This window comes from Burkholderia sp. AU31624 (genome assembly GCF_020420065.1).
Classification (GTDB): Bacteria; Pseudomonadota; Gammaproteobacteria; order Burkholderiales; family Burkholderiaceae; genus Burkholderia.
This window is the reverse complement of the sequence record NZ_JAIZRT010000001.1, coordinates 649,219-670,439: the sequence shown is the minus strand read 5'-3', so window position 1 is coordinate 670,439 and position 21,221 is coordinate 649,219. Positions and strand designations below refer to the sequence as shown.

At 67.5% G+C, this 21,221-nt stretch carries 23 protein-coding genes; 12 read left to right on the top strand and 11 right to left on the bottom strand.

The features are described from left to right. Window positions 1-15 precede the first annotated feature (15 nt). Both LGM89_RS03145 and LGM89_RS03140 read left to right on the top strand, forming a co-directional pair. Window positions 16-573, top strand: coding sequence for a helix-turn-helix domain-containing protein (locus LGM89_RS03145; RefSeq protein WP_089496487.1), 558 nt, complete (start codon window positions 16-18; stop codon window positions 571-573). Between the two features lie 152 nt (window positions 574-725). Beyond that, a complete protein-coding gene (locus tag LGM89_RS03140; RefSeq protein WP_226202519.1) occupies window positions 726-2,072 on the top strand; it encodes a glutamine synthetase family protein in 1,347 nt (448 codons plus the stop codon). Window positions 2,073-2,098: 26 nt separating this feature from the next. Here LGM89_RS03140 and LGM89_RS03135 read toward each other — a convergent pair whose 3' ends face one another. Then, on the bottom strand, window positions 2,099-3,274 hold the full coding sequence (locus LGM89_RS03135) for an FAD-dependent oxidoreductase (RefSeq protein ID WP_226272256.1): 1,176 nt from the start codon (window positions 3,272-3,274) through the stop codon (window positions 2,099-2,101). 153 nt (window positions 3,275-3,427) lie between these two features. Between LGM89_RS03135 and LGM89_RS03130 the strand changes: the two genes are divergently transcribed. Then, entirely contained in the window at window positions 3,428-4,348 is a 921-nt protein-coding gene (locus tag LGM89_RS03130) for a LysR family transcriptional regulator (protein WP_226272472.1), read from the top strand. Here the strand turns inward: LGM89_RS03130 and LGM89_RS03125 are convergent. From LGM89_RS03125 to LGM89_RS03100, 6 genes are all read right to left on the bottom strand, one after another. Further along, a complete protein-coding gene (locus LGM89_RS03125) occupies window positions 4,343-4,882 on the bottom strand; it encodes a GNAT family N-acetyltransferase (protein ID WP_226272255.1) in 540 nt (179 codons plus the stop codon). The genes LGM89_RS03130 and LGM89_RS03125 overlap by 6 nt on opposite strands. A 50-nt stretch (window positions 4,883-4,932) precedes the next feature. Further along, entirely contained in the window at window positions 4,933-5,511 is a 579-nt protein-coding gene (locus LGM89_RS03120; protein WP_319001493.1) for a hypothetical protein, read from the bottom strand. Window positions 5,512-5,609: 98 nt separating this feature from the next. After that, on the bottom strand, window positions 5,610-5,999 hold the full coding sequence (locus LGM89_RS03115) for a lysozyme inhibitor LprI family protein (RefSeq protein ID WP_226272253.1): 390 nt from the start codon (window positions 5,997-5,999) through the stop codon (window positions 5,610-5,612). Window positions 6,000-6,053: 54 nt separating this feature from the next. After that, window positions 6,054-6,800, bottom strand: coding sequence for an N-acetylmuramoyl-L-alanine amidase family protein (locus tag LGM89_RS03110; protein WP_226272252.1), 747 nt, complete (start codon window positions 6,798-6,800; stop codon window positions 6,054-6,056). Window positions 6,801-6,923: 123 nt separating this feature from the next. Further along, on the bottom strand, window positions 6,924-8,543 hold the full coding sequence (locus LGM89_RS03105) for an NAD(P)-binding protein (protein WP_226272251.1): 1,620 nt from the start codon (window positions 8,541-8,543) through the stop codon (window positions 6,924-6,926). After that, window positions 8,543-10,057 (bottom strand): polyamine aminopropyltransferase, encoded by a 1,515-nt coding sequence (locus LGM89_RS03100; protein ID WP_226272250.1) that lies wholly within the window; start codon window positions 10,055-10,057, stop codon window positions 8,543-8,545. The genes LGM89_RS03105 and LGM89_RS03100 overlap by 1 nt, the downstream gene beginning before the upstream one ends. Before the next feature lie 121 nt (window positions 10,058-10,178). Here LGM89_RS03100 and LGM89_RS03095 point away from each other — a divergent pair, with 121 nt between their 5' ends. The 6 genes from LGM89_RS03095 to LGM89_RS03070 are packed head-to-tail and all read left to right on the top strand — an operon-like array spanning window position 10,179 to window position 14,117. After that, complete coding sequence (locus LGM89_RS03095; protein ID WP_011354425.1) at window positions 10,179-10,565, top strand: DUF350 domain-containing protein; 387 nt, start codon at window positions 10,179-10,181, stop codon at window positions 10,563-10,565. Between the two features lie 27 nt (window positions 10,566-10,592). Continuing rightward, entirely contained in the window at window positions 10,593-11,651 is a 1,059-nt protein-coding gene (locus tag LGM89_RS03090; RefSeq protein WP_226272249.1) for an SPFH domain-containing protein, read from the top strand. A 9-nt stretch (window positions 11,652-11,660) separates the two neighbouring features. Further along, window positions 11,661-13,178 carry a DUF4178 domain-containing protein gene (locus tag LGM89_RS03085; RefSeq protein ID WP_226272248.1) on the top strand — a complete coding sequence of 506 codons (1,518 nt, stop codon included), beginning with the start codon at window positions 11,661-11,663 and terminating at the stop codon, window positions 13,176-13,178. Then, window positions 13,175-13,324: a hypothetical protein gene (locus LGM89_RS03080; RefSeq protein WP_155291822.1), complete on the top strand. Its 150-nt coding sequence runs from the start codon at window positions 13,175-13,177 to the stop codon at window positions 13,322-13,324. The genes LGM89_RS03085 and LGM89_RS03080 overlap by 4 nt, the downstream gene beginning before the upstream one ends. Then, window positions 13,321-13,704, top strand: coding sequence for an adenosylmethionine decarboxylase (gene speD / locus LGM89_RS03075; protein WP_226272247.1), 384 nt, complete (start codon window positions 13,321-13,323; stop codon window positions 13,702-13,704). The genes LGM89_RS03080 and speD overlap by 4 nt, the downstream gene beginning before the upstream one ends. Before the next feature lie 53 nt (window positions 13,705-13,757). Continuing rightward, on the top strand, window positions 13,758-14,117 hold the full coding sequence (locus LGM89_RS03070; RefSeq protein ID WP_226272246.1) for a hypothetical protein: 360 nt from the start codon (window positions 13,758-13,760) through the stop codon (window positions 14,115-14,117). A 141-nt stretch (window positions 14,118-14,258) separates the two neighbouring features. On the opposite strand, the gene LGM89_RS03065 is transcribed toward LGM89_RS03070, so the two are convergent. Both LGM89_RS03065 and LGM89_RS03060 read right to left on the bottom strand, forming a co-directional pair. After that, window positions 14,259-14,495, bottom strand: coding sequence for a hypothetical protein (locus LGM89_RS03065; RefSeq protein WP_226272245.1), 237 nt, complete (start codon window positions 14,493-14,495; stop codon window positions 14,259-14,261). Window positions 14,496-14,527: 32 nt separating this feature from the next. After that, window positions 14,528-14,980: a type II toxin-antitoxin system RatA family toxin gene (locus tag LGM89_RS03060; protein ID WP_027789550.1), complete on the bottom strand. Its 453-nt coding sequence runs from the start codon at window positions 14,978-14,980 to the stop codon at window positions 14,528-14,530. Between the two features lie 191 nt (window positions 14,981-15,171). Between LGM89_RS03060 and LGM89_RS03055 the strand changes: the two genes are divergently transcribed. After that, window positions 15,172-16,212, top strand: a complete 1,041-nt coding sequence (locus LGM89_RS03055; protein ID WP_226272244.1) for a bifunctional nicotinamide-nucleotide adenylyltransferase/Nudix hydroxylase — start codon at window positions 15,172-15,174, stop codon at window positions 16,210-16,212. 73 nt (window positions 16,213-16,285) lie between these two features. Further along, window positions 16,286-17,719 carry a nicotinate phosphoribosyltransferase gene (locus tag LGM89_RS03050; protein WP_226272243.1) on the top strand — a complete coding sequence of 478 codons (1,434 nt, stop codon included), beginning with the start codon at window positions 16,286-16,288 and terminating at the stop codon, window positions 17,717-17,719. Between the two features lie 36 nt (window positions 17,720-17,755). Here LGM89_RS03050 and LGM89_RS03045 read toward each other — a convergent pair whose 3' ends face one another. Beyond that, window positions 17,756-18,622, bottom strand: a complete 867-nt coding sequence (locus tag LGM89_RS03045) for an NmrA family NAD(P)-binding protein (RefSeq protein ID WP_226272242.1) — start codon at window positions 18,620-18,622, stop codon at window positions 17,756-17,758. Window positions 18,623-18,776: 154 nt separating this feature from the next. On the opposite strand from LGM89_RS03045, the gene LGM89_RS03040 reads away from it, so the two are divergent. Further along, entirely contained in the window at window positions 18,777-19,685 is a 909-nt protein-coding gene (locus LGM89_RS03040; protein ID WP_226272241.1) for a LysR family transcriptional regulator, read from the top strand. A 13-nt stretch (window positions 19,686-19,698) separates the two neighbouring features. On the opposite strand, the gene LGM89_RS03035 is transcribed toward LGM89_RS03040, so the two are convergent. Beyond that, window positions 19,699-21,156 carry a PLP-dependent aminotransferase family protein gene (locus tag LGM89_RS03035; protein ID WP_226272240.1) on the bottom strand — a complete coding sequence of 486 codons (1,458 nt, stop codon included), beginning with the start codon at window positions 21,154-21,156 and terminating at the stop codon, window positions 19,699-19,701. Between the last annotated feature and the right edge of the window lie 65 nt (window positions 21,157-21,221).

Here is a 21,221-nt window from a genome sequence, read left to right as displayed (position 1 = left end):
GCACCGGAACCCACCATGAATGAACAGGAAGAGATAGAAAGCCTGGCGATCCTGATTCGCGACCTGCGCAAGCATCGCAAGGTCACGCTCAACGATCTCGCGGAACGGATCGGCCGCTCGGTCGGCTTTCTGTCGCAGGTCGAGCGCGGGCTGTCGCGCCCGACGGTGGCGGATCTCACCGCGATCGGCGAGGCGCTCGGCGTGCCGACCACCTATTTCTACAGCCTGAGCAAACCGCGCAGCGTGCCGTGGGTGACGCGGCCCGACGAGCGGCGCACCGTGTATTACGCGGCCGGCATTACCGACATCCTTGTTTCGCCGAACATGCGCTCGCGCTTCTCGATCCTCGAAAGCCATCTCGCGCCGGGCGCGAGCAGCGGCGAGCGGCCCGTCGACGACAGCGACGAGCAGGGCGGCTTCGTGCTCGAAGGCGAACTGACGATCTGGGTCGACGGCGACGATACGCCCGTCACGCTCGGCCCTAACGACGCATTCCAGCTCCCCGCGCACAAGCGCTTTCGTTATGCCAATCTGACCGACGTGCCGACGCGCGTGATCTGGGTATTCACCTGAGTGGTCGGCGGGGCGCGCGGTGATGCGGGCCATCGCGCCACGCAGCATGTTTGCAGTACTGATTTAAATGCGGCGGTTGTTGTCGAGTGTGCTGCATGAATCCGGTTCGCCGCATCGCGGCACCGCCATACAAGACATGGAAAGGATGAGACATGGCTGACGTCGTTCCCGCGCTGGTCGCCGAGGTCCGCGCATTCCGGCAGGCGCATCCCGAGATCCGTTATGTCGACCTGATCTGCCTCGACCTGCCCGGGCATTTCTACGGCAAGCGCTACCCGATCGATGCGCTCGAGAAGGTGGCGGCCGGCTCGCTGCTGAAGCTGCCGCAGAACTGCATCCTGCTCGGCACGCAGGGCGGGCTCTACAAGATCGGCGACTACTGTTTCAACGACGGCGATCCGGACGCCGTGCGCCGGCTGATCCCCGGCACGCTGAAGCCGGTGACCTGGGAGAAGCAGCCGCTCGGCCAGATGCTGATCACGACGGACGGCACCGACGCGCCGGTCGAGTTCGAGCCGCGCGAGGTGCTGGCGCGCGTGCTGAAACGGCTCGAGCGGCGCGGTATCCGCCCGGTCGTCGCGTTCGAGCTCGAGTTCTACCTGTTCGCCGCGCAGCTCGAAGCGGGGATGCCGAAGTATCCGCGCGACCGCCTGTCCGACGATCGCGACGATCAGCCGAACATGCATATCGAGCGCCTGTCGCGCTTCTCCGACGTGCTGCACGAAATGGTCGACGTCGCGTGCGTGCAGGGAATCGACGCGACCGTGATCACCGCCGAGCTCGGGCCGGGCCAGTTCGAAATCAATTTCGGCCATTGCGACGACGGGCTGCGCGCGGCCGACTGGTCGGCGATGTTCTGCCGCAGCACGCGCGGCGTCGCGTTGCAGCACGGCTATCGCGCGAGCTTCATGGGCAAGCCGTACCTGCATGCACCGGGCAGCGGGATGCATGTGCACGTGAGCCTCTACGACGATGCGGGGCGCAACCTGCTCGCCGCGGACGGGCAGCGGCCGCTGCGGCACGCGGTGGCCGGCTGCCTCGCGCTACTGCCGCATTGCATGCCCGTGTTCGCGCCGAATCACAATGCGTTCCGGCGCTACGGATCGATGGTGAATGCGGCGAGCCGCGCGAGCTGGGGCTTCGAGGATCGCGACGCGTGCATCCGGATTCCCGAGTCGGATGCGCGCAACCTGCGGATCGAGCACCGGCTCGCGAGTGCGGACGCGAACCCTTACCTCGTGCTCGCGGCGATTCTCACCGGGATGGAGCACGGGCTCGACGCGAAGCTCGAACCGATCGCGCCGCTCAACGAGGATCGCGGCAGCGGGATCGATTTCCCGAAGGAGATGCTGTCGGCCGTCGCGTCGATGCAGGAGCACGCGGCCGTGCGCGAAGGGCTCGGCGGCGAGTTCGTGATGGTGTATTGCGAGAACAAGCGGCAGGAGGAGCTGGATTTCCGCAATGAAATCGGGGCGCGGGAGTATCGGTGGTTCTTGTGATCGAATGCCATCGCTTGCGCGTCTTGTCAGTCCCGCGCCGGCATCATCGGCAGGCCCGCTCCCCACGCGTTCGCGAGCGCTTCGATTTCGGCGCTCGGATCGACCTGTCGAGCAGCGTCGTGCGTGTCGTTGCCGAATAGCCGGTGAGCGAACTCGCGTGCACGTAGCGTGATCGCCGTGGTTTTCCGGGTGCGTCTCAGCGTGAACGACGCGAGCGCTGCGTCGAGGTCGTTGCCTTTTCCATGCTCGTCGAGACAACGGGCGAGGTGCCATGCGTCCTCGAGCGCCTGGCATGCGCCCTGTCCGGAGGTGGGGAGTGGTGCGTGCGCGGCGTCGCCGATCAACAGCACATTGCCGCGGTGCCACACGTCCACCGGATCGAGATCGTGCACGCGGATCTTCGCGATCGTGCCCGGCGGTGTTGTACGCATCACGTTCGCGATGGGCGCGGGCCACCCGTCGAAGAGCCGTTCCAGCAGCGGGCCGGGATCGTCCGGTGCCGCATCGTCGCTATCGTCGATTTCAGCCTCGGCCCGGGCCGCTGCCCAGTACATGCGATGCCGGTCCAGCGCGACGATGCCGAATCGTTCGCGCTGGCCCCAGTAGTCGAATATCGACACGTCGTCGACCAGCGGCACATCGCTATGCGCGACGCCGATCCAGTTGACGAATCCCTGATAGACGGGCGTGGCGTCGCCGACCACATGACGTCGCGCGACGGAGTTCATGCGGCCGTCCGCGCCGATCACGAGATCGGGGGCGATCGTCGCGCCATTGTCGAAGCGAACGATCGCGCGGCCATCGGTGTCGGTGTCGATGGCTGTCGCGTTGTGACCGAAGCAGACTTCGATGTCGTGCGCGGCGACGTGTCGCGCCAGCACGGCCTGCAAGTCGCGCCGCAGGATCGAGCGCGTCGGGAAACCCATGTGGCGGTCGAGTTCGCCGATATCGAAGCGCTTGAACGGGGTGCCGTGCCGGTCCATGCACCGCATCGCATGCAGGTGGCCGCTGACCTCGACGATGTCCGGCAGGAGGCCGAGTTGCTCGAGCACGAAGCCGGCATTCGGCCAGAGCACGACGCCTGCCCCCATCGTCGTCTCGGACGGCCTGCGTTCGTAGAGCCGTATCCGGTGCCCCTGGCGGCCAAGCGCAAGCGCGGTGCTCATGCCGGCCACGCCGGCGCCGAGAATGGCGATATCCATGTTGATGCTCCCGTAGGTTCGTGTGCGTGCTCACGTCGGCGCGGGTTCGTGCGTCGGCGGCCACGCCTTGACTGGATCCGCATCGTAAATTACGGTCGCGAACGGGATAAGCCGTGAAAATCGGCGAGCTTTGATACCTGAAACGGGATAATGATGCGCAGCAAGCTGGATCTGAACGCGGTGCGCGTGTTCGTGTCGGTCGTCGACGAAGGCAGCTTTGCCAGCGCCGCGCGCGCGCTGTCGATACCCGGTTCCAACGTGAGCCGCCATGTGGCGCAACTGGAGTCGAGGCTCGGCGTGCGTCTGCTGGAGCGCAGCACGCGGCACCTGCGCATGACGGAGGCAGGGCGCCTGCTGCACGAGCGCGCGAAGCCGATGCTCGATGCGCTGACGCTTGCTGAATTCGAACTGACCTCGCAGCAGACGGAGCTGCGCGGCGTGCTGAAGCTGTGCGTACCCGGCGAAATCGGGCCGCGCATGCTCGGGCCGATCGTTGCGGAATTCGCGAGCCGACATCCGCGTGTCGAAATCGATTGCGATACGAGCCTCGCAGGCGTGTCGACGTTGCGCGACGATATCGACCTGTCGATCATCGTCAATCGCGGCAAGCTGGACGACAGCGCGTTCGTCGTCAGGCCGCTCGTGAGCCTGCCGAGCGTCGTCGTGGCCGCGCCGTCGCTGATCGAGCGCACCGGCATGCCGACGCGGACGGAGCAGCTCAGGCAGTTGCCGTGCGTCACGACGCTGAGCACGCTGAAAGGGCAACCGTGGCAGTTCGCCGACGGCGACGGGCGGATTCACAAGATTCCGGTCGCGAGCCGGTACCGCGTCAATAGCGGCGAGATGGCGGGTCTGGCTGCGGTGAACGGGATCGGCTTCGCGATTCTCGTCGAACGCGGATGCGCGGCCGAGCTGGCCGCCGGGCGGCTGGTGCGTGTGCCGCTGGAGATGACGCCGGCGCCGCTGGAACTGCTGGCCGCCTATTCGAGCCGCAGTTCCGTCAACGCGAAGATCCGCGAGTTGCTGCAGCTGATGCGAACGCGTCTTGCGGTAGGGGTGGCGATGCCGTCATGACAATCGTTTCGGCAATGCGCGCCAGTAGCGCACTTCCTCAATCGGCGCACCGTCGATCTCGAACGTCTTGATGTCGTCTTCGGCGACGAAGCCCTCGCGTTCATAGAACGTCCGTGCGCGATGGTTTTTGAACAGCACCCAGAGCGACACCCATTCATGGCCCGTGTCATGCAGCGCACGGCACGCATGGTCGACGAGCGCCGCGCCGACGCCTTGCCCGCAATGCGCGGGATGCAGGTAGATCGCTTCGATTTCGCCCCAGGTGCGATCCTTGTCGGTGTCGCGCGTCGGACCATACGCGATCCAGCCGATCGGCTCGCCTTCCGTGAACGCGAGCGCGACACGCGGCCGTCCGGCGTCGAGCGCATGGCGCCACGAAGCGATGCGTTTTTCGACCGACAGGCCGGCGAGGAACGCGGCCGGCATGATGCCCGAGTAGGTGGCCTGCCACGATGCGACGTGGATGGCGGCGATGGCCGGGGCATCGGCGGGCGTGGCAGGGCGGATGTCGATGTGCATCGTGTTCGGTGTCATGTGTACGCCGCCTGATCGGTTGCCGTATGTCGCGCCGTCGCGCGCGGGATTCAATTCGCCGGATCCAGAGTGCCTTCTATCGCAAAGCGGTAGTTGATATCCACCTGCGATGCATCGCCCGGCACGTCGGTTCTCTTCAGCACGAATTCGAACGCAGGTTCGAACCAGCCGTCGCGCGGCACTTCACCGCCAAGGATCTCGACCTCATACCAGCCGTTGTCGATTTCGATCACGGGTCGGCCCGGCTCGCGGTAACGCGCGAGCAGTGCGTTGGCCGTTGTGTCGTTGAAGCGTTCGAGGATCCGCCAGGTGTAGAGCATGACCGCACGATGTTCGACGCGCAGTACGTACCCGCCGCGCCGATGCTGCAGGCGGCTTCCCGTCCTCAGCAATTCGGGTGTATCGCCATCCAGCGTGAAGATCACCGTGTACGGATGGTTCTCGATGCCGGCGAGCGGAACGACGACACCTTCCAGCACGGCGCGGTCGCCGCTGTCGCCCGTGGTGAACGCAGATGCGACGTCGTCCGGCAGACCGTGCCGTTCCTTGAAGCGCTTGAGCAGCAGGAGATCGCCGACGAGAAAATAGTCGACCAGATCGTTGAGGACTTCGGAGAATTCATGTCGCATCGCGACTCCTTTCTCGGTGCCGATGCGCAGGGTTCGCAAGGGCACGAGGCGCCGCGTCGCGAAACGTCTCGCGGCGCGGCGCGGCACGCGCGAGGCCCTTACTCGCCGAGCTTCGACGTCACGCAGCCCGTGCTCGAGCATTCGCGCTCACGCTCGCGCAGGAACGACAGCCGCGACTGCGTCATGTCGGTCGCGCACTGGATATCCACGAGGTAGCTGTTATTGCGCGTCTCGCTGCACTGCGCGTCGCGTTGCTTCAGCCACGCGAGCTGGCCGGCCTTCAGCGTCGCCTGCTGGTCGCCGCTCAGTTGCTTGCGCAGGCGGCCGTATTCGTCGTTGAGATCGCGGTCGGACTGCGAGAACTGCGTGCTGGTGCAGTACACCTGGTCGAACGCACTGCGTGGCTTCCCGCAGCCGGCAGCATGGGCGGTGAACGGAACGGCAAGCGCGAGCAGCGCGCAGGATGCGAGCAGATGCTTCATTTTCATGGTGATGCTCCTGACTGGGTGAAAACCGTTGAGCCCGACGGGCGTTATCGTTGCTTACTGCGGTGTCGTGCACGCGTCGATGCCGCCCGCGATCGCGGTGGACAGCTTCTGGATCGTCTCGCGACGCGCCAGCCGCGCTTCCTCGTCCGGATTGACGATCACGCCGGCTTCGACGAGCACCGCCGGAATCGGCGCGGTGCGCAGCACGACGAGATCGTCGAAGCGGTGGATGCCGAGTTGAGGGTCGATCAGCGGGCGATTCTCGCCGCGGATCGGCTGCGCGTGATACAGCGACGGCCGCTCGCCGGACGCGACCAGCCGCTCGGCGATCGCCTTCGCGCAACGCAGGCTTTCCGCATAGTGCGGATTGCGCTCCGACACGAACACCGAGAAGCCGCGGAATTCGCGCTGCCGGCCCGCGTCGATGAACTGCTGCTGCATCGAGTCGTGATGGATCGACACGAACAGGTTCGCGTCGGGCGCCTGCGTCGATCGTTGATCGAGCGCGATCTCGCGGCCGTCGGCCGACGTGCGCAGCACGCGGTCGCCATGCGCGGCGAGTTTCTTGGCGACCGCCGCGGACAGGTCGAGGTTGTACAGGTATTCGACGCGGCCGCTCGCACCGGTGGAGCCCGGGCGCGCCGGCGTATGGCCGGTGTCGACGACGATGTAGCGCCCGGAGGCGGGTGCGGAGTCGGCCGCATGCAGCGCCAGCGGCGCGCCGAGCAGCGGGGCGCAGGCGAGCACGCGTGCGGCGGCGCGCACGAACGGGCGAAGGCGTCGGATGGTTCGGTTCGTCATTGTTGTTGTCGAGGAGGGCATACGGCGCGTCGGACGGCGCGGCACGTCGGCCTGCTCAATGCAGTCGGAATGTCGGGCGATTATAGCGGCTGGCGGCGGCGCCGCAATGACGGAGGACGGCCGTCAGGCCAGCACGCGCCGGGCGGCGAGTACGCCCCAGTACGACGCTTCCTCGAACAGCGACAGCCCGGACAGATCGGCATGCGCGAACACGACGGGGCCGTCGGCATCGCGCAGCGCGAGCAGCCCCGGCCGGCTCAGGAAGCCGACGTCGGGCGTCGCCATCGCGTGACCACGCACGGTGATCTCGAGCGCCGTCGCATGTTTCCACAGTTCGCGCCCATAGACGGCCTGCAGGTCGATCGCCGCCTGTTCGCGCAACGCGTCGGGTCGGGCCTGCGCGAGCCAGCGGCGCGTGTCGTCCGGCGCTTGCGTGCTCAACGCCTGGTACGCGGAGAACACCGAGCGCGTCGGCGGCGACATGCGAATAATCTGGTGCGTCGACACGACATAGCCGAGCGCCGCGCCGTCGTAGACGACGTTGTCCCACGCAAGCGGCACGCCCGCTTCCTCGGCCGGCATGCCGTCGAGCAGGAAGTTGGACACGAGCCACGGCGCACGCGGCGGCAGGTCGCGCGCGGGATCGAAGCCGTACGCGGCAAGCTGCGGAAACACGCGCGCCGCGACGAACAGCGGCATCGCGCAGACGACGCGCCGCGCCTTCAGCGTGAACGTCGACAGCGCGCCGTCGTTGCCGATGCGCGCGCACAGCACGTCGACGCCGCCCGCGCGTTCGGTCGCACGCACCGCGAAGCCGTCGCGCGACCATGCGGTCGAGCCGGTGCGCGCGGTGATCGAATCGGCGAGCTTCGTCACCATCGTGTGCAGTCCGTCGGGCCAGGTCAGCACCGCGCCGTCGCTTGCATCGCCCGCATGGCCGCCGCGCGACGAGAAATAGTGCAGGCCGGCCCATGCCGAAACATGCTCGTAGCCTGCGCCATAATCGTCGCGGCAGCAGTAATTCAGGTACCAGTGCAGCGCCTTCGCGGTGTAGCCGTCGTCGACCAGCCACTGGCGGAACGAGCGCCGATCCAGCGCACGCCAGCGCGGGTCGCGCGACGATTCCGCGATCGGGATGCAGAACACCTTGCGGCCATCGGCGCCGCGTGCGGTGCGCAGCCCGTCCGTGTACGCAAAGAAGCGTGCCTGCTGCGCGAGTTCGTCGGCGCCGAGGCCGGCCGTCGGCACGATGCCGTCCTGCCATTGCCCGGCGATGAAGAGCCGTTCGTCGGGCGCATGAACGAGCGCGCGCTCGTCGTACACCGGGCGCGCGGAGAACGGTGCGGATTCGATCACGCCGAGATCGGCGAGCATGTCGCGCAGATGCGTGGATTCGAGTGACGGCAGCGGCAGGTAGTGCGCGCCTTTCGGATAGCCGAGATCGCCGAAGCGGCCGCCGGCCGCGTTGCCGCCGAATTCCGGGCCGGCCAGCACCGTGAAGCGCTTGTGCCCCGCGCGCGCGAGCTGCCATGCACAGGACAGACCGGCCGCGCCCGCGCCGAGGATCGCGATGTCGGTCTCGATCGTGCCGGACGGCGGCGGCAGCGTCGCATGGTCGCGCAGCGCGTGGCCTTCGCGCATGCCGGGGTAGCCGACCTGCGGCGTCGTCTCGATCCAGCCGGTGCGCCCGCAGGCGGCGAGCGACGCGGCCGCCGACGCGACGAGGAACGTGCGGCGGTCCATCAGCGCAGCACGTGTTTCCAGTCGTCGTCGAAACGGCGCACGAGCGGCTGGTCGTTGAGTTCGTTCGGCGACATCGGCAGCGCTGGCATGTCGGCCGGGAAGTGGAACATCTCGGCGGCCGTCTGCGCGTCGAGCCAGCGCGTGGGCACCGCGTAGTGCGTCGGCACCGTGAAGTCGCGGCGCTTGCCGGCGATCACGAAACCCCAGTCGCCGAACGACGGCACGTAGCAGTGGTACGGCCACGTGTTGAGCCCGGCTTCGTGCAGCGTCGCGATGATGGTCCAGTACGCGTGCGGCGCGAAATACGGCGACGTCGACTGGATCACCGCGTAGCCGTTCTCCGACAGGTGTCGTGCAAGCAGCCGGAACACGGGCACCGAATACAGCCGGCCGAGCCCGAAGTTGGTCGGGTCGGGAAAGTCGACGACGATCGCGTCGTACACGTCGGCATTCGATTCGAGCCAGCGCACCGCGTCATCGTTGATCACGTGCACGCGCGGGTCCTTCAGCGAACCCTGGTTCAGCTTGACGAGCGGGGCGGACGTGGAGAACAGCTTCGTCATCGCGGGATCGAGATCGACGAGCGTGATCTGTTCGAGGTTGCGGTGCTTCAGCAGCTCGCGCACCGCGAGGCCGTCGCCACCGCCGAGCACGAGCACGCGCTTCGCCCACGGCAGCGCCTCGATCGTCGGATGGATCAGCGCCTCGTGATAGCGGTGCTCGTCGCGCGACGAGAACTGCAGGTTGCCGTTCAGATACAGCCGCAAGTCGTCGTGCCACTGCGTGAGCACGATGCGCTGGTACGGCGTCGTTTCCGAATAGATCGTCTCGTCGCCGTACACGCCGTGTTCGGCCCAGTGCGTGATGCGGTCCGACAGCGCGAAGCCGGCGACGAGCAGCCCGATCACGAGCGACGCGCGCATCAGCTTGCCGCGTACGTTGCGGATCTCGTCGCGGAACAGGTGCGTCGTCCACAGCGCGACGAACGCATTCAGGAGCCCGAACAGGAAGCTGGTGCGCAGCAGGCCGAGACGCGGCGCGAGTACCAGCGGGAAGATCAGCGATACGGCGAGCGAGCCGAGATAGTCGAAGGTGAGCACTTCGCTGACGGTATGGCGGAACGCCTGGCGCCGCTGCTGGAACGCGCGCATCACGAGCGGGATCTCCATCCCGATCAGCAGGCCGAGCGCCAGCACGAGTGCATACAGCGCCGCGCGGAACGGCGCGGCGAGCCACGCGAACACCGCGAACAGCAGCGCGGCCGACACGCCGCCGAGCAGGCCGACGAGCAGCTCGATGTCGACGAAGCGGTCGAGCACGTCGTCGTCCTCGACGAACTTCGCGAGCCACGAGCCGATCCCCATCGCAAACAGGTAGCAGCCGATCACCGACGAGAACTGCAGGATCGAATCGCCGAGCAGGTAGCTGGACAGCGCGCTGCTGATCAGTTCGTAGCCGAGCCCGCATGATGCGAGCACGAGAATCGACAGGACGAGCGCGCGCCTATGCAGCATGGGGCGTCCGTTGTGCGGCGGTCGGCAATGTGGATATACTGGCGCGGAATTTTGTCAGCTGGCCCTGTGCGGGCCGGCCGGCGACGGGGCGGCGAACCGAGCACAAAATCCGAGGGAAAGAATGAATAGTGCCTATCTCTATGCGGTTCATTTACTGTCGGCGTTCGTGCTGCTTCTTGTGTTCGCGGCAGTGTACCTGAAGGTCACCCCGTTCGACGAACTGGCGCTGATCCGCGACGGCAACGCCGCCGCGACGCTGTCGTTCGGCGGCGCACTGATCGGCTTCTGCCTGACGCTCGCGTCCAGCATCGCGCACAATTCCACGCTCGGCGAAGTCGTGATCTGGGCGGTCGGCGCGATGGCCGTGCAACTGATCACCTATGCGGCGCTGACGCGCCTGATGCCCGGCATGAATCATGCGATCGAGGATCGCAACGTCGCGATGGGCGGCCTGATGGGCACCGCGTCGCTCGTCGTCGGCATCATCAATGCCGCCTGCCTGACCTGACGCGCCACGCGTTTCGAGGAGACCGACATGAGTCTGGGTTCATTCATCCGCAAGCAGTTCATCGACGTCCTGCAATGGACGGAAGACACCGACGGCGTGCTGGCCTGGCGCTATCCGATGGAAGACCAGGAAATCCAGTACGGCGGCAAGCTGACCGTGCGCGAGACGCAGGTCGCGATCTTCGTGAACGAAGGCAAGGTCGCCGATGTGTTCCAGCCGGGGCTGTACACGCTGGAAACGAACACGCTCCCGGTGCTCACGTACCTGAAGAACTGGGACAAACTCTTTCAGTCGCCTTTCAAGTCGGACGTCTATTTCTTCAGCACGCGGCTGCAGCTCGGCCGGCGCTGGGGCACCGCGCAACCGGTGACGATCCGCGATCGCGAATTCGGCTTCGTGCAGGTGCGCGCATTCGGCATCTACTCGTACCGGATCGTCGATGCGGGCGCGTTCCATCGCGAAGTCAGCGGCACGCGCGCGCAGTACACGGTCGACGATCTCGAACAGCAACTGCGCAACCTGGTCGTCACCGCGATGAGCACGACGTTCGGCTCGGCTGACGTGCCGTTCGTCGACATGGCCGCGAACCAGTCGCTGCTGTCGCAGCGCGTCGCCGAGGCGCTGGTGCCGGTGTTTACGCGCTACGGCCTCGCGCTCGACGCGTTCGCGGTTGAAAGCGTGTCGCTGCCGGCTGAACTGCAGAAGGCGCTCGATCTGCGGATCGGCGCGGGGATGGCCGGCGATCTCGCGCGCGCCACGCAATACCAGACCGCGCAGGCGATTCCGCTCGCCGCGCAGAACCCGGGCGGCATCGCCGGGATCGGGGCGGGGCTTGCCGCGGGTGCGGCGATCGGGCAGGCGATGGCCAGCCAGATGGCGGGGGCCGCGCAACCGGCGCCGGCCGCACCGCCAGCGCCCGCGCCTGTCGCGGCGCCGGTGGCCGCCGCACCGGCTGCCGCACCGGCGGAAGGCACCGATTATGTGCAGCGGCTCGAACAGTTGAAGGCGCTGTTCGACAAGGGCCTCGTGACCGAAGACGAATATTCGCGCGCGAAGGCCGAGATCCTCGCGAAGCTCACCCGGTAAGCGTCGCGCATGTTCAGTACCTCGTGCCCCCAGTGCGGCGCGCCGGTCGAGTTTCGCTCGGCGGCGGCGGTGATGGCCGTCTGCGCGTTCTGCCGCAGCACGCTGCTCAAGCGCGGCACCGACGTCGAACGCATCGGCGAACTGGCCACGGTGCTCGACGACGCGTCGCCGATCCGGATCGGCACGGCCGGTCGCTACGGCAAGCGTCCGTTCACGGTGCTCGGGCGCATCCAGATGACCTACGACGCCGGCGCGTGGAGCGAGTGGTACGTCGTGTTCGACGACGGCACGTTCGGCTGGCTGTCGGATGCGTCGGGCCAGTATGCGATCACGGTGCGCGAGCCCGACGATGCGTCCGGCGGCGCGTGGCCTGCGTTCGGCACGCTGGAACCGGGCATGCGGATCGACCATGGCGGCCGTGCGTTTCTCGTGTCGGACGTGCGCACCGCGCGCTGCACGGGCGGCGACGGCGAACTGCCGTTCCGCGTCGATGCCGGCTGGGAGGCGCGCGTCGTCGACCTGCGCACCGGCAACGCGTTCGCGACCTACGACTATTCCGACGCCGATTTGAATGGCGGGAGCCCGGCCGTCTACACGGGCGAAGCGCTCGAATTCGATGCGCTCGCGTTCACCGGGCTGCGCGATACCGACCACGATACGCGCGAGAAGCGCGGCGCGGAAATGGTGCCGTTCGCGTGCCCGAGCTGCGGCGCGCCGCTGTCGTATGCGCCGAACGTGGCCGACTACGTGGTGTGCGGCAGTTGCCATGCGGGCGTGCAGTGCACGGCCGAACAGCAGACCGTGTTCGCGGCGCAGCGCAAGCTCGAAGCGGTGAAGGGGGCGCTGGAACTCGGCGCGATCGGCACGTTCGACGGGGTGAAGTACACGGTGATCGGGATGATGCGTTGCCGCGTGCCGGACGACGAGGAGACGTGGGACGAATACCTGCTGCTGAACCCGACGCGCGGGTTCCTGTGGCTCGTGCAGAGCGAAGGGCGCTGGGAACGCGTGCAGGTGCTCGACCAGTGGCCGACGATCGGCAGCGATGCCGATGTGACCGACGGCGACAAGACCTACCGCCTGCGCGAGGAATACGAGTCGGAGGTCGTCTACGTGGTCGGTGCGTTCAACTGGCGCGTGCAGGTCGGCGATCGCACGTCGATCATCGACTACGGCTGGCAGAAGGACAAGCTGACGCGCGAGCGCAGCGACGCGGAGATCGTCTGGTCGCGTGCGCGGCCGCTGTCGGGCAGCACGCTCGCCGAACGCTTCGGCACGCCGGCGCTCGCGACGGCCGCGGCTGCGGCGGCAACCGGCGCCACCGCGTCCACGGGCCTGTTCGGCCGGAAGGGCCCGCATAGTTTCGCACCGCTGCCGCTCGTGTTCAGCGCATTGCTCGTGATCCTGAACATGGGCGCGCTGTTCTCGTTCAGCGGCCGTTCCGTCTACGTGCTGGTCGGCCTGCTGGTGCTGTGGCTGCCTGAGTGGCTGTGGAAGACCTTTGCATCGGACGGGGGCAACGCGTGATCCGGTACATCCTCTACGGCATCTACGGCCTGATCGTCGTCACGCTGTTCAGCTGCGCATCGATCGGCGGCAGCGGCTCGGGCGGCAGCGGCTGGGGCAGTTCGTCGGCGCGCAGCGGTTACTCGTCGTACGGGTCGCACAAATGACCGCGCGCGACGGGATCGCGCCACCGCGCGCGACGTTCGGCTCGCACGTGCTGGCCGATCTGGCCGGTATCGACGCGGCGCTGCTGCGTGACGCCGCCCGGCTCGAGTCGATTCTCACCGAAGCGGCGCAGCGGGCCGGCGCGCGCGTGATCGGCGCGCATTTCCATCATTTCGGCGGCGAGCATGGCGTGACGGGCGTCGTGCTGCTCGCCGAATCGCACATCACGATCCACACGTGGCCCGAGCACTGCTTCGCGGCCGTCGACGCGTTCATGTGCGGCGCGGCGCGTGCGGCCGATGCGGTCGATGCGATTGCCGCTGCGCTCGGCACGCAGGCGCAAGTCCGGCAGCAGGTTGCGCGCGGCGGCGCACCGACATGAGCGGGCGATTCACTTTCTTCGCCGATGGGCGTAACAGAATCCGGTGTGCCGCGTTGCTCGGCTGGGCGCTGCTTGCCGCCAACGCGGCCGCGGACGTGCCGCCGAAGCCGCCCGGGCCGGTCGTGATGGTGCACTTCGATTACGACGAGAAGGACAAGGCGCGCCTTCATGCGCTGGAGCAACGGCTGGATCGTGCGGTGAAGCAGGCCGGGGCCGGCGAGCTGGGCGAGACCGAACTGCATCGCGATGGTAACGACGGCTATCTGTACTTCTATGGTGCGAGCGCGGATCGGCTGTACGCGATCGCACGCCCGATCCTGAAATCGTCAGGATGGCTGATGGGTACGGAAGTCACGTTGCGCCGAGACGCCGGGGCGGAAACGTTCCCGTTGCGCGGGGACGGCACGCGTTAGCGCGGATGCGGTTCGAACGGCGCGGCTGGAGGAGCGGCCGTTGCGGATCGCGCCATGCAGTGCGTTTTTACGCTTGCGGGGGGCGGCGACAGGCTGCCGAGGCTTCGTTGCGATGACGCATCGCACGTCACCACGTTCCCGCTAGCGCTCGAACCGGAACGACGACACGCTGTGCATCATCGCATCGTCGGTGCCGACGATACCGTGCGTATTCGCGACGGCCGCGTGCTTGCCATTGCGCGGCACGGCCCAGTAGCAGTCGACACCGGCCGCATGGGCGCAGTTTCCGGATCGCTGATGCCGCACGTGATCGTCGCGCGCATGCCGGGACGGCGCGGCGATGGCGCGTTCGGACGCATTCGGGAGGAGGTGGCGCAAACGCGCCGCGCCGTACGGCCCGAGCTCGCCGGTCAGTGCGGCAGCGCTTCGGCTTCCGCCCAGCGTTTGAACGAATCGAGACGCCGGCGCGTCTGCACGAGGTAGAACGCGCCGATCAGCGGTTCGAGCAGCCAGCGCAGCCAGGCCGGCTGGGCGCGGAAGTGGTACGTGAATTTCACTTCGGTCGTGCCGGGCGTGTGCTCGGTGAAGTTCCAGCTGCCGCTGAAGCGTTCGAGCACTTTCGGCCCGTCGACCATTTCGACGGCGGCAACCTGCGGCGGACGGTACGAGATGTAGCGCGACACCATCGTCGCGCCTGACTGGCTGCGGCAGAACGCATCGACGCCGACGTCGGCCGTCATGCCGTCGAGCAGGTAGGCGTCGGTGAGGAAGCTGTCCCACACGAGCCGCCGCGCGTAATCCTGCGACCACGTGAAGAGGCGTCTGCGATCGACGCCGACGGTGCGGCTGACTGAGATCCTCATGATGACGGGCGCCCTGGCGCGGAGTGGGATGAAATCGAGTGTACCGCGCCAATAACCCGAGTTTCGTCAGACTTCGTCAAGTCGAGGAGGGGCTCGAACGGGCTGGATTGACGCACCTCGGGATTTCCCCTAGGATTCGTTTCAACCCTTCGGGACAGACCCGAAGCGTTTCAATCTCTTGAGGGAGCCTCATGAGTACGCAACAGAACCGGCGCTTCGACGCGCTCGTTTTCATTGGTCGTTTCCAGCCTCCGCATCGTGGTCACCTGAACGTGCTGAAGTCGGCACTGAGCCGGGCCGAGCGCGTGTGCGTGTTGATCGGATCGACCGACAAGCCCCGCACCATCAAGGATCCGTTCTCGTTCGACGAGCGCCGCCAGATGCTGGCTTCGCTGCTCGACGCGTCCGAGCGCGACCGCGTCACCATCGCGCCGTTGCAGGATTCGACCTACAACGACGGCGACTGGGTGCGCTGGGTGCAGGACGCCGTCGCGTCCGCGCTCGGCGACATCGCGCAGCGCAAGGTCGGGCTGATCGGCCACGAGAAGGACGCCACCTCGTATTACCTGCGGATGTTCCCGCAATGGGAGCTCGTCGACGTCGATGCGACCGAAGACATTTCCGCCACCGAGATCCGCGACCAGTATTTCGCCGAACGCCCGAACAGCTTCGTGCAGTGGGCCGTGCCGGAACCCGTGTTCGGCTGGCTCGAGCGCTTCCGCACGCAGCCGGAATTCGCGCAGCTGAAGTCGGAAGCCGAATTCATCGCCGGGTATCGCAAGGCGTGGGCGGCCGCCCCGTATCCCGTCACGTTCGTGACGGTCGACGCGGTGGTCGTGCACTCGGGCCATATCCTGCTCGTGCGTCGCCGCAGCGAGCCGGGCCGCGGCCTGTGGGCGCTGCCGGGCGGGTTCGTGAACCAGGACGAGCGGCTCGACGCGGCCTGTATCCGCGAGCTGCGCGAGGAGACCGGCCTGAAGCTGCCGGAGCCCGTGCTGCGCGGCTCGATCAAGGATCGCCAGGTGTTCGATCACCCGACGCGCTCGCTGCGCGGTCGCACGATCACGCACGCGTGCCTGTTCAACTTCCCGACCGGCGAGCTGCCGCGCGTGAAAGGCAGCGACGACGCCGACAAGGCGCGCTGGGTGCCGCTCAACGAATTCGCGCAGATGCGCAGCGTGATGTTCGAGGATCACTTCGACATCGCGTATCACTTCCTGGGGAAGCTGTGATCCGCTGATTCCCCGCATTCCGTCCGCCGCGACAGACGCGGCGGCACTTCAACGGCCTAGAGGAGCTCTAGCCATGCAAAACGATCTCGGCGGCTTTGCCGCGGTTCTCGCCAATCCGATCCTCAACACGGATTCGTACAAGGCTTCCCACTTCCTGCAATATCCGCCCGACGCGTCGGCGATGTTCTCGTACGTCGAATCGCGCGGCGGCCGCTACGACCGCACGGTGTTCTTCGGCCTGCAGATGCTGCTGAAGGAATATCTGTGCAAGCCGATCACGCACGCGATGATCGACGAAGCGCGCGATTTCTTCACGGTGCATGGCGAGCCGTTCAACGAGGCAGGCTGGCGCTATATCGTCGAACGCTACGACGGCTACCTGCCGGTGACGATCCGCGCGGTGCCCGAGGGCTCGGTCGTGCCGGTGCACAACGTGCTGATGACGGTCGAATGCGACGACCCGCAGGTGTTCTGGCTCGCGTCGTATCTCGAGACGATGCTGCTGCGCGTGTGGTATCCGGTGACGGTCGCGACGCGCAGCTGGCACCTGCGGCAGACGATCCGCCGCTTCCTGGAAAAGACCGATGACGATCTCGCGCAATTGCCCTTCAAGCTGCACGACTTCGGCGCACGCGGCGTGTCGAGCGCGGAGTCGGCCGCGATCGGCGGTGCCGCGCACCTCGTCAACTTCATGGGTTCGGATACGGTGCTCGGCGTGCTCGCCGCGAACCGCTTCTATCGGGAGCCGATGGCCGCGTACTCGGTGCCGGCGGCCGAGCACAGCACGATCACGTCGTGGGGCCGCGAACACGAAGCCGATGCGTACCGGAACATGATTCGCCGCTTTGGCCTGCCCGGTGCGATCGTGTCGGTCGTGTCGGACTCCTACGATCTGTTCGCGGCGCTCGATCTGTGGGGCGGCGAGCTTCGGCAGGCCGTGCTCGATTCCGGCGCGACGCTGGTCGTGCGGCCCGATTCGGGCGACCCGGTGGCGATCGTGCTGCAGACCGTGCGTGCGCTCGACACCTCGTTCGGCTCGACCGTGAACGGCAAGGGGCGGCTCGTGCTGAATCGCGTGCGCGTGATCCAGGGCGACGGCGTCGACGAACTGTCGATCGACGCGATTCTGTCCGCGCTCGACGACGCGGGTTATGCGGCCGGCAACGTCGTGTTCGGCATGGGCGGCGGGCTGCTGCAGCAGGTGAACCGCGATACGCAGCGCTTCGCGATGAAGTGCTCGGCGATCCGGCGTGGCGGCGTGTGGCACGACGTCTGCAAGGATCCGGTCACCGATCAGGGCAAGCGCTCGAAGAAGGGGCGGCTCACGCTGCTGCGCAGTTTCCGCACCGGTGAGTATCGGACGACGACGCTGCCCGCCGCGTGGGACGACCGGATGCTGGAGGGCGAGTGGGAGGACGCGCTGGAGACGGTGTTCGATACGGGGCGTCTGCTCGTCGATACGTCGTTTGCGCAAGTGCGGGCGAGGGCGCACGCGGGGGAGGTGTGAGGCAGGCGGCGAGGCATCCCGCCGCCTCGTTCCCGTTCAGGCGGCGCTCGTGACGAGCGTGCGCAGCACGGCGTCTGCGTCGAGGTCTCCCTTCAGGACATCCGCAGGCGCCGACGCGAAGTCGATCCAGCCTTCATTGAAGCCGTCGAGCATGCGCATGCGCGGTTCGGGGTAGCGCATCCGCTGCGCATCGAACAGGCCGGCCCACGTGTCACGCGGGACGGCCTCGGCTTGTACGGGGCGCCCGAGCACGCGGGCGAACGCGGCGGCCAGGTCGTTCGGGCTGACGCGTCGCGGTCCTTCGAGTTCGACGATGCGCGTTCCGGACCATTCGTCCTGCAGCAGGGCCGCCGCCGTGCGGCCGACGTCTTCGGTGGCAACCATCGGCACCGGGCGGTCGAGCGGCTGCAGAAAGCTGTGGATCACGCCCGCGTCGCGGGCGGTCGCGACGTCCCATGCGGCGTTTTCAAGGAACCATGCGGGGCGCAGGAATGCGACAGGCATCGGCAGGTCCCGGAACGCCTGCTCGATCATCGTCAACTGCGTCAACAGGTTCACCTGCGTCGCCTGCGCACCGATCGTCGACAGGCAGACGACCTTGCGCGGCCGCGCGGCGCGCAACGCCGCGCCGGCGGCGTCGATGACCGCGCGCGTTTCGGGGAATCCGGGCGACGGATCGAAGCAGGGCGGCAGCAGCACGAATACGCCGGCCGTGTTCGAGAAGGCCGTCGTCAGCGCGGCGGTGTCGGTCATGTCGGCGAGTGCGACGTCGCAGCCGCGCGCGGCCCACGGCGCGGCGCGATTGGCGTCGCGCGCGACGGCCCGTACGGGCTGGCCCGCGGTGAGCAATGTGCGGGCGAGCGCGCCGCCGACCTGTCCGGTGATGCCGGTAATGGCGTACATGATTCGAAATCCTCATCGAGAAGTGGAGAAGCGGCATGCCGGAACGATCGGGCTTGCCGTCGCGATGCATCGGGTTGCATGATAGGGAGCGGCGATTCCTGATGGAATCGAATCCATGTCATTTGATTGGTGATCTTTTGTCATGAGTGAAATCATGAGCATCGACGGGCGGATCCTGGCGAACGTGGGCGTGCTCGCCGCGATCGTCGAAAGCAGCAGCTTCGCGCGCGCGGCCGACGCACTCGGCCTGTCGCCGTCCGGCGTCAGCCGCGCCGTGGGCCGGCTGGAGGCGCGGGTCGGCGTACGGCTGCTCGATCGCACGACGCGGTCGGTCACGCTGACGGACGAGGGGCGTCGCCTGTACGAGGACATCGGCCCGCTGCTCGCCGGCATCGGCGACGCGGTCACGCTGGCCGCCGGTTCGGCTGCGGCCGTGCGCGGCAGGCTGCGCGTGAATGTCGACGCGTATTTTTCCCGGCGGGTGCTGGCGCCGCATCTCCCCGCGTTCCTGGCGCGCCATCCCGATCTGTCGCTTGAACTGGCGGCGCGCGAGCAACTCGGCGATCTGGTTGCGGAAGGATTCGACGTCGCGGTGCGGTTCGGTGAACCGCCTTCGTCGTCGCTGGTGGCGCGCAAGCTGCTGGAGACGCGAGCAGTGACGGTCGCCGCACCTGCGTACGTGAAACGACACGGACGCCCGGAAGCGCCAGCCGACCTCGTCGGCCATGCGTGCATCCAGATGCGCAACACGCTGACCGGCCAGCCGCTCGAATGGGTCTATCGGCTCGGCCGCAAGCGCGTGCCCGTGAAGACGACGGGCAGGCTGCTCGTCAACGACGCCGGCACGATGCTCGGTGCATGCCTCGCCGGCGTCGGCATCGCACGCTTCAAGGCGAGCGGGGTGGCGGGGCTGATCGAACAGGGGCGGCTCGTCGAGTTGCTTGCGGATTGGCGCGGTGAGGCGTTCCCGCTGTTCGCGTACTACCCGTCGCGCCACTTGCCGCCCGCGAAGGTGCGAGCGTTCGTCGATTTCGTCGCGGAGATCGTGGCGGCCGGCAGCTAGCGCGCGCCCGCCGTCACGATTCGCGGGCGAGCATGCGTCCGGTCGTGTCCGCCGCCCGCACCGCCTCCATCGCCCGCGCCAGCGCATCGAACACCGCCGGCCCCTTGCAGCGCGACACGTTGAAGCGCAGGTACGACGTTGCATTGTGCGATGCGCTGAACACGTTGCCGGGCGCGAGCACCACATCGTGGTCCAGCGCATGGCGCGCGACGCGCGCGGCGTCGAGCCCGTCGGGCAACTCCGCCCACACGAACAGGCCGCCGCGCGGCTCCGTCCAGATCCTGAGCCCGGCGCGCGTGACGCGCCGGAGCGTTTCGCCCATCGCGTCCGCGAGGCGCGCGCGCAGGCTGTCGACGTGGCGCCGGTACGTACCGTCGACGAGCAGCCGGTGGACGACGTTCGCGCCGATCTGCGCATGACCGAACGACGTCGCGAGCTTCAGGTCGACGAGCGCCTCGATCCATTCCGGGCGCGCGGCGACGTAGCCGCAGCGGATCGCGGCCGACAGCGTCTTCGAGAAGCTGCCGATCGACAAGACCCGCGACAATCCGTCGAAGGCCGCGAGGCGCGGTGCGGGCGCGCTCTCGAAATCCGCGAAGATGTCGTCCTCGACGATCAGCAGGCCATGTTCGGCCGCGAGCGTCAGCAGCCGGTGCGCGACGGGCGCCGAGAGTGTCGCGCCGGTCGGGTTGTGCAGCGCCGAGTTGGTGATGTACAGGCGCGGCCGATGCTCGGCGAGCACTTGCTCGAAGCGCGCGAGATCGGGGCCGTTCGGCGTGTACGGGACGCTGACGACCCGCGCACGGTGCGCGCGCAGCAGCGCCTGGAAGTTGAAGTAGCACGGATCGTCGAGCACGACCGTGTCACCCGGCTCCAGCAGCAGCCGGCAGACGAGATCGAGCGCGTGCGACCCGCCGTCGGTCAGCATGATCTGCGTGGGTTCGGCCTGGACGCCGTGCTGCGCGAGCCGCCAGGCGAGCTGCTGGCGCATCGCGGGCAGGCCGAGCGGCGTCGCGTAGTCGGTCAGCGCGTCGGCTTCGTCGCGCGACGCGGCGCGCAGCGCGCGGCGCAGGCTCTCGTCGGGCAGCCACGACGGCGGCAGCCATCCGCAACCGGGCTTCACGGACGTCGGCGCCGCTTCGAGCGACTGGCGCGACAGCCAGAGCGGATCGAGCCCGCGATCGAGCTGCGGGCCGAGATCGGCGAGCGCGAGCGGCGGTGCATGCCCCGACACATAGAAACCCGAGCCGCGCCGCGCGATCAGCACGCCTTCGCTCGCGAGCCGCTCGTACGCATCGACCACGGTCGATTTCGACACGCCCAGCGCGTCCGCCATCATCCGGATCGACGGCACGCGCGCGCCGGGCACCAGCGCGCGGCTCGCGATGCGTGCGCGCAACGTATCCATCACGGTTTCCACGCGCGTGCGCGACGGGGTGGGCGGAACGGGAAGCGGGGTGGCCTGGCTCATGGCGAAGAATGAACTGTACGTCTGGTTGTCCAGTACAGTTTGTCCGAATTGTATTGGGCTGTAGC

Coding starts and splice junctions, on each gene's coding strand:
- LGM89_RS03135 (WP_226272256.1), bottom strand. CDS start 3,274: ATGGATATCGCCATTCTCGGCGCCGGCGTGGCCGGCATGAGCACCGCG.
- LGM89_RS03090 (WP_226272249.1), top strand. CDS start 10,593: ATGAGTCTGGGTTCATTCATCCGCAAGCAGTTCATCGACGTCCTGCAA.
- LGM89_RS03120 (WP_319001493.1), bottom strand. CDS start 5,511: ATGCGACATGAATTCTCCGAAGTCCTCAACGATCTGGTCGACTATTTT.
- LGM89_RS03140 (WP_226202519.1), top strand. CDS start 726: ATGGCTGACGTCGTTCCCGCGCTGGTCGCCGAGGTCCGCGCATTCCGG.
- LGM89_RS03095 (WP_011354425.1), top strand. CDS start 10,179: ATGAATAGTGCCTATCTCTATGCGGTTCATTTACTGTCGGCGTTCGTG.
- LGM89_RS03045 (WP_226272242.1), bottom strand. CDS start 18,622: ATGTACGCCATTACCGGCATCACCGGACAGGTCGGCGGCGCGCTCGCC.
- LGM89_RS03125 (WP_226272255.1), bottom strand. CDS start 4,882: ATGACACCGAACACGATGCACATCGACATCCGCCCTGCCACGCCCGCC.
- LGM89_RS03085 (WP_226272248.1), top strand. CDS start 11,661: ATGTTCAGTACCTCGTGCCCCCAGTGCGGCGCGCCGGTCGAGTTTCGC.
- speD (WP_226272247.1), top strand. CDS start 13,321: ATGACCGCGCGCGACGGGATCGCGCCACCGCGCGCGACGTTCGGCTCG.
- LGM89_RS03050 (WP_226272243.1), top strand. CDS start 16,286: ATGCAAAACGATCTCGGCGGCTTTGCCGCGGTTCTCGCCAATCCGATC.
- LGM89_RS03115 (WP_226272253.1), bottom strand. CDS start 5,999: ATGAAAATGAAGCATCTGCTCGCATCCTGCGCGCTGCTCGCGCTTGCC.
- LGM89_RS03035 (WP_226272240.1), bottom strand. CDS start 21,156: ATGAGCCAGGCCACCCCGCTTCCCGTTCCGCCCACCCCGTCGCGCACG.
- LGM89_RS03060 (WP_027789550.1), bottom strand. CDS start 14,980: ATGAGGATCTCAGTCAGCCGCACCGTCGGCGTCGATCGCAGACGCCTC.
- LGM89_RS03040 (WP_226272241.1), top strand. CDS start 18,777: ATGAGCATCGACGGGCGGATCCTGGCGAACGTGGGCGTGCTCGCCGCG.
- LGM89_RS03130 (WP_226272472.1), top strand. CDS start 3,428: ATGCGCAGCAAGCTGGATCTGAACGCGGTGCGCGTGTTCGTGTCGGTC.
- LGM89_RS03145 (WP_089496487.1), top strand. CDS start 16: ATGAATGAACAGGAAGAGATAGAAAGCCTGGCGATCCTGATTCGCGAC.
- LGM89_RS03055 (WP_226272244.1), top strand. CDS start 15,172: ATGAGTACGCAACAGAACCGGCGCTTCGACGCGCTCGTTTTCATTGGT.
- LGM89_RS03100 (WP_226272250.1), bottom strand. CDS start 10,057: ATGCTGCATAGGCGCGCGCTCGTCCTGTCGATTCTCGTGCTCGCATCA.
- LGM89_RS03105 (WP_226272251.1), bottom strand. CDS start 8,543: ATGGACCGCCGCACGTTCCTCGTCGCGTCGGCGGCCGCGTCGCTCGCC.
- LGM89_RS03110 (WP_226272252.1), bottom strand. CDS start 6,800: ATGACGAACCGAACCATCCGACGCCTTCGCCCGTTCGTGCGCGCCGCC.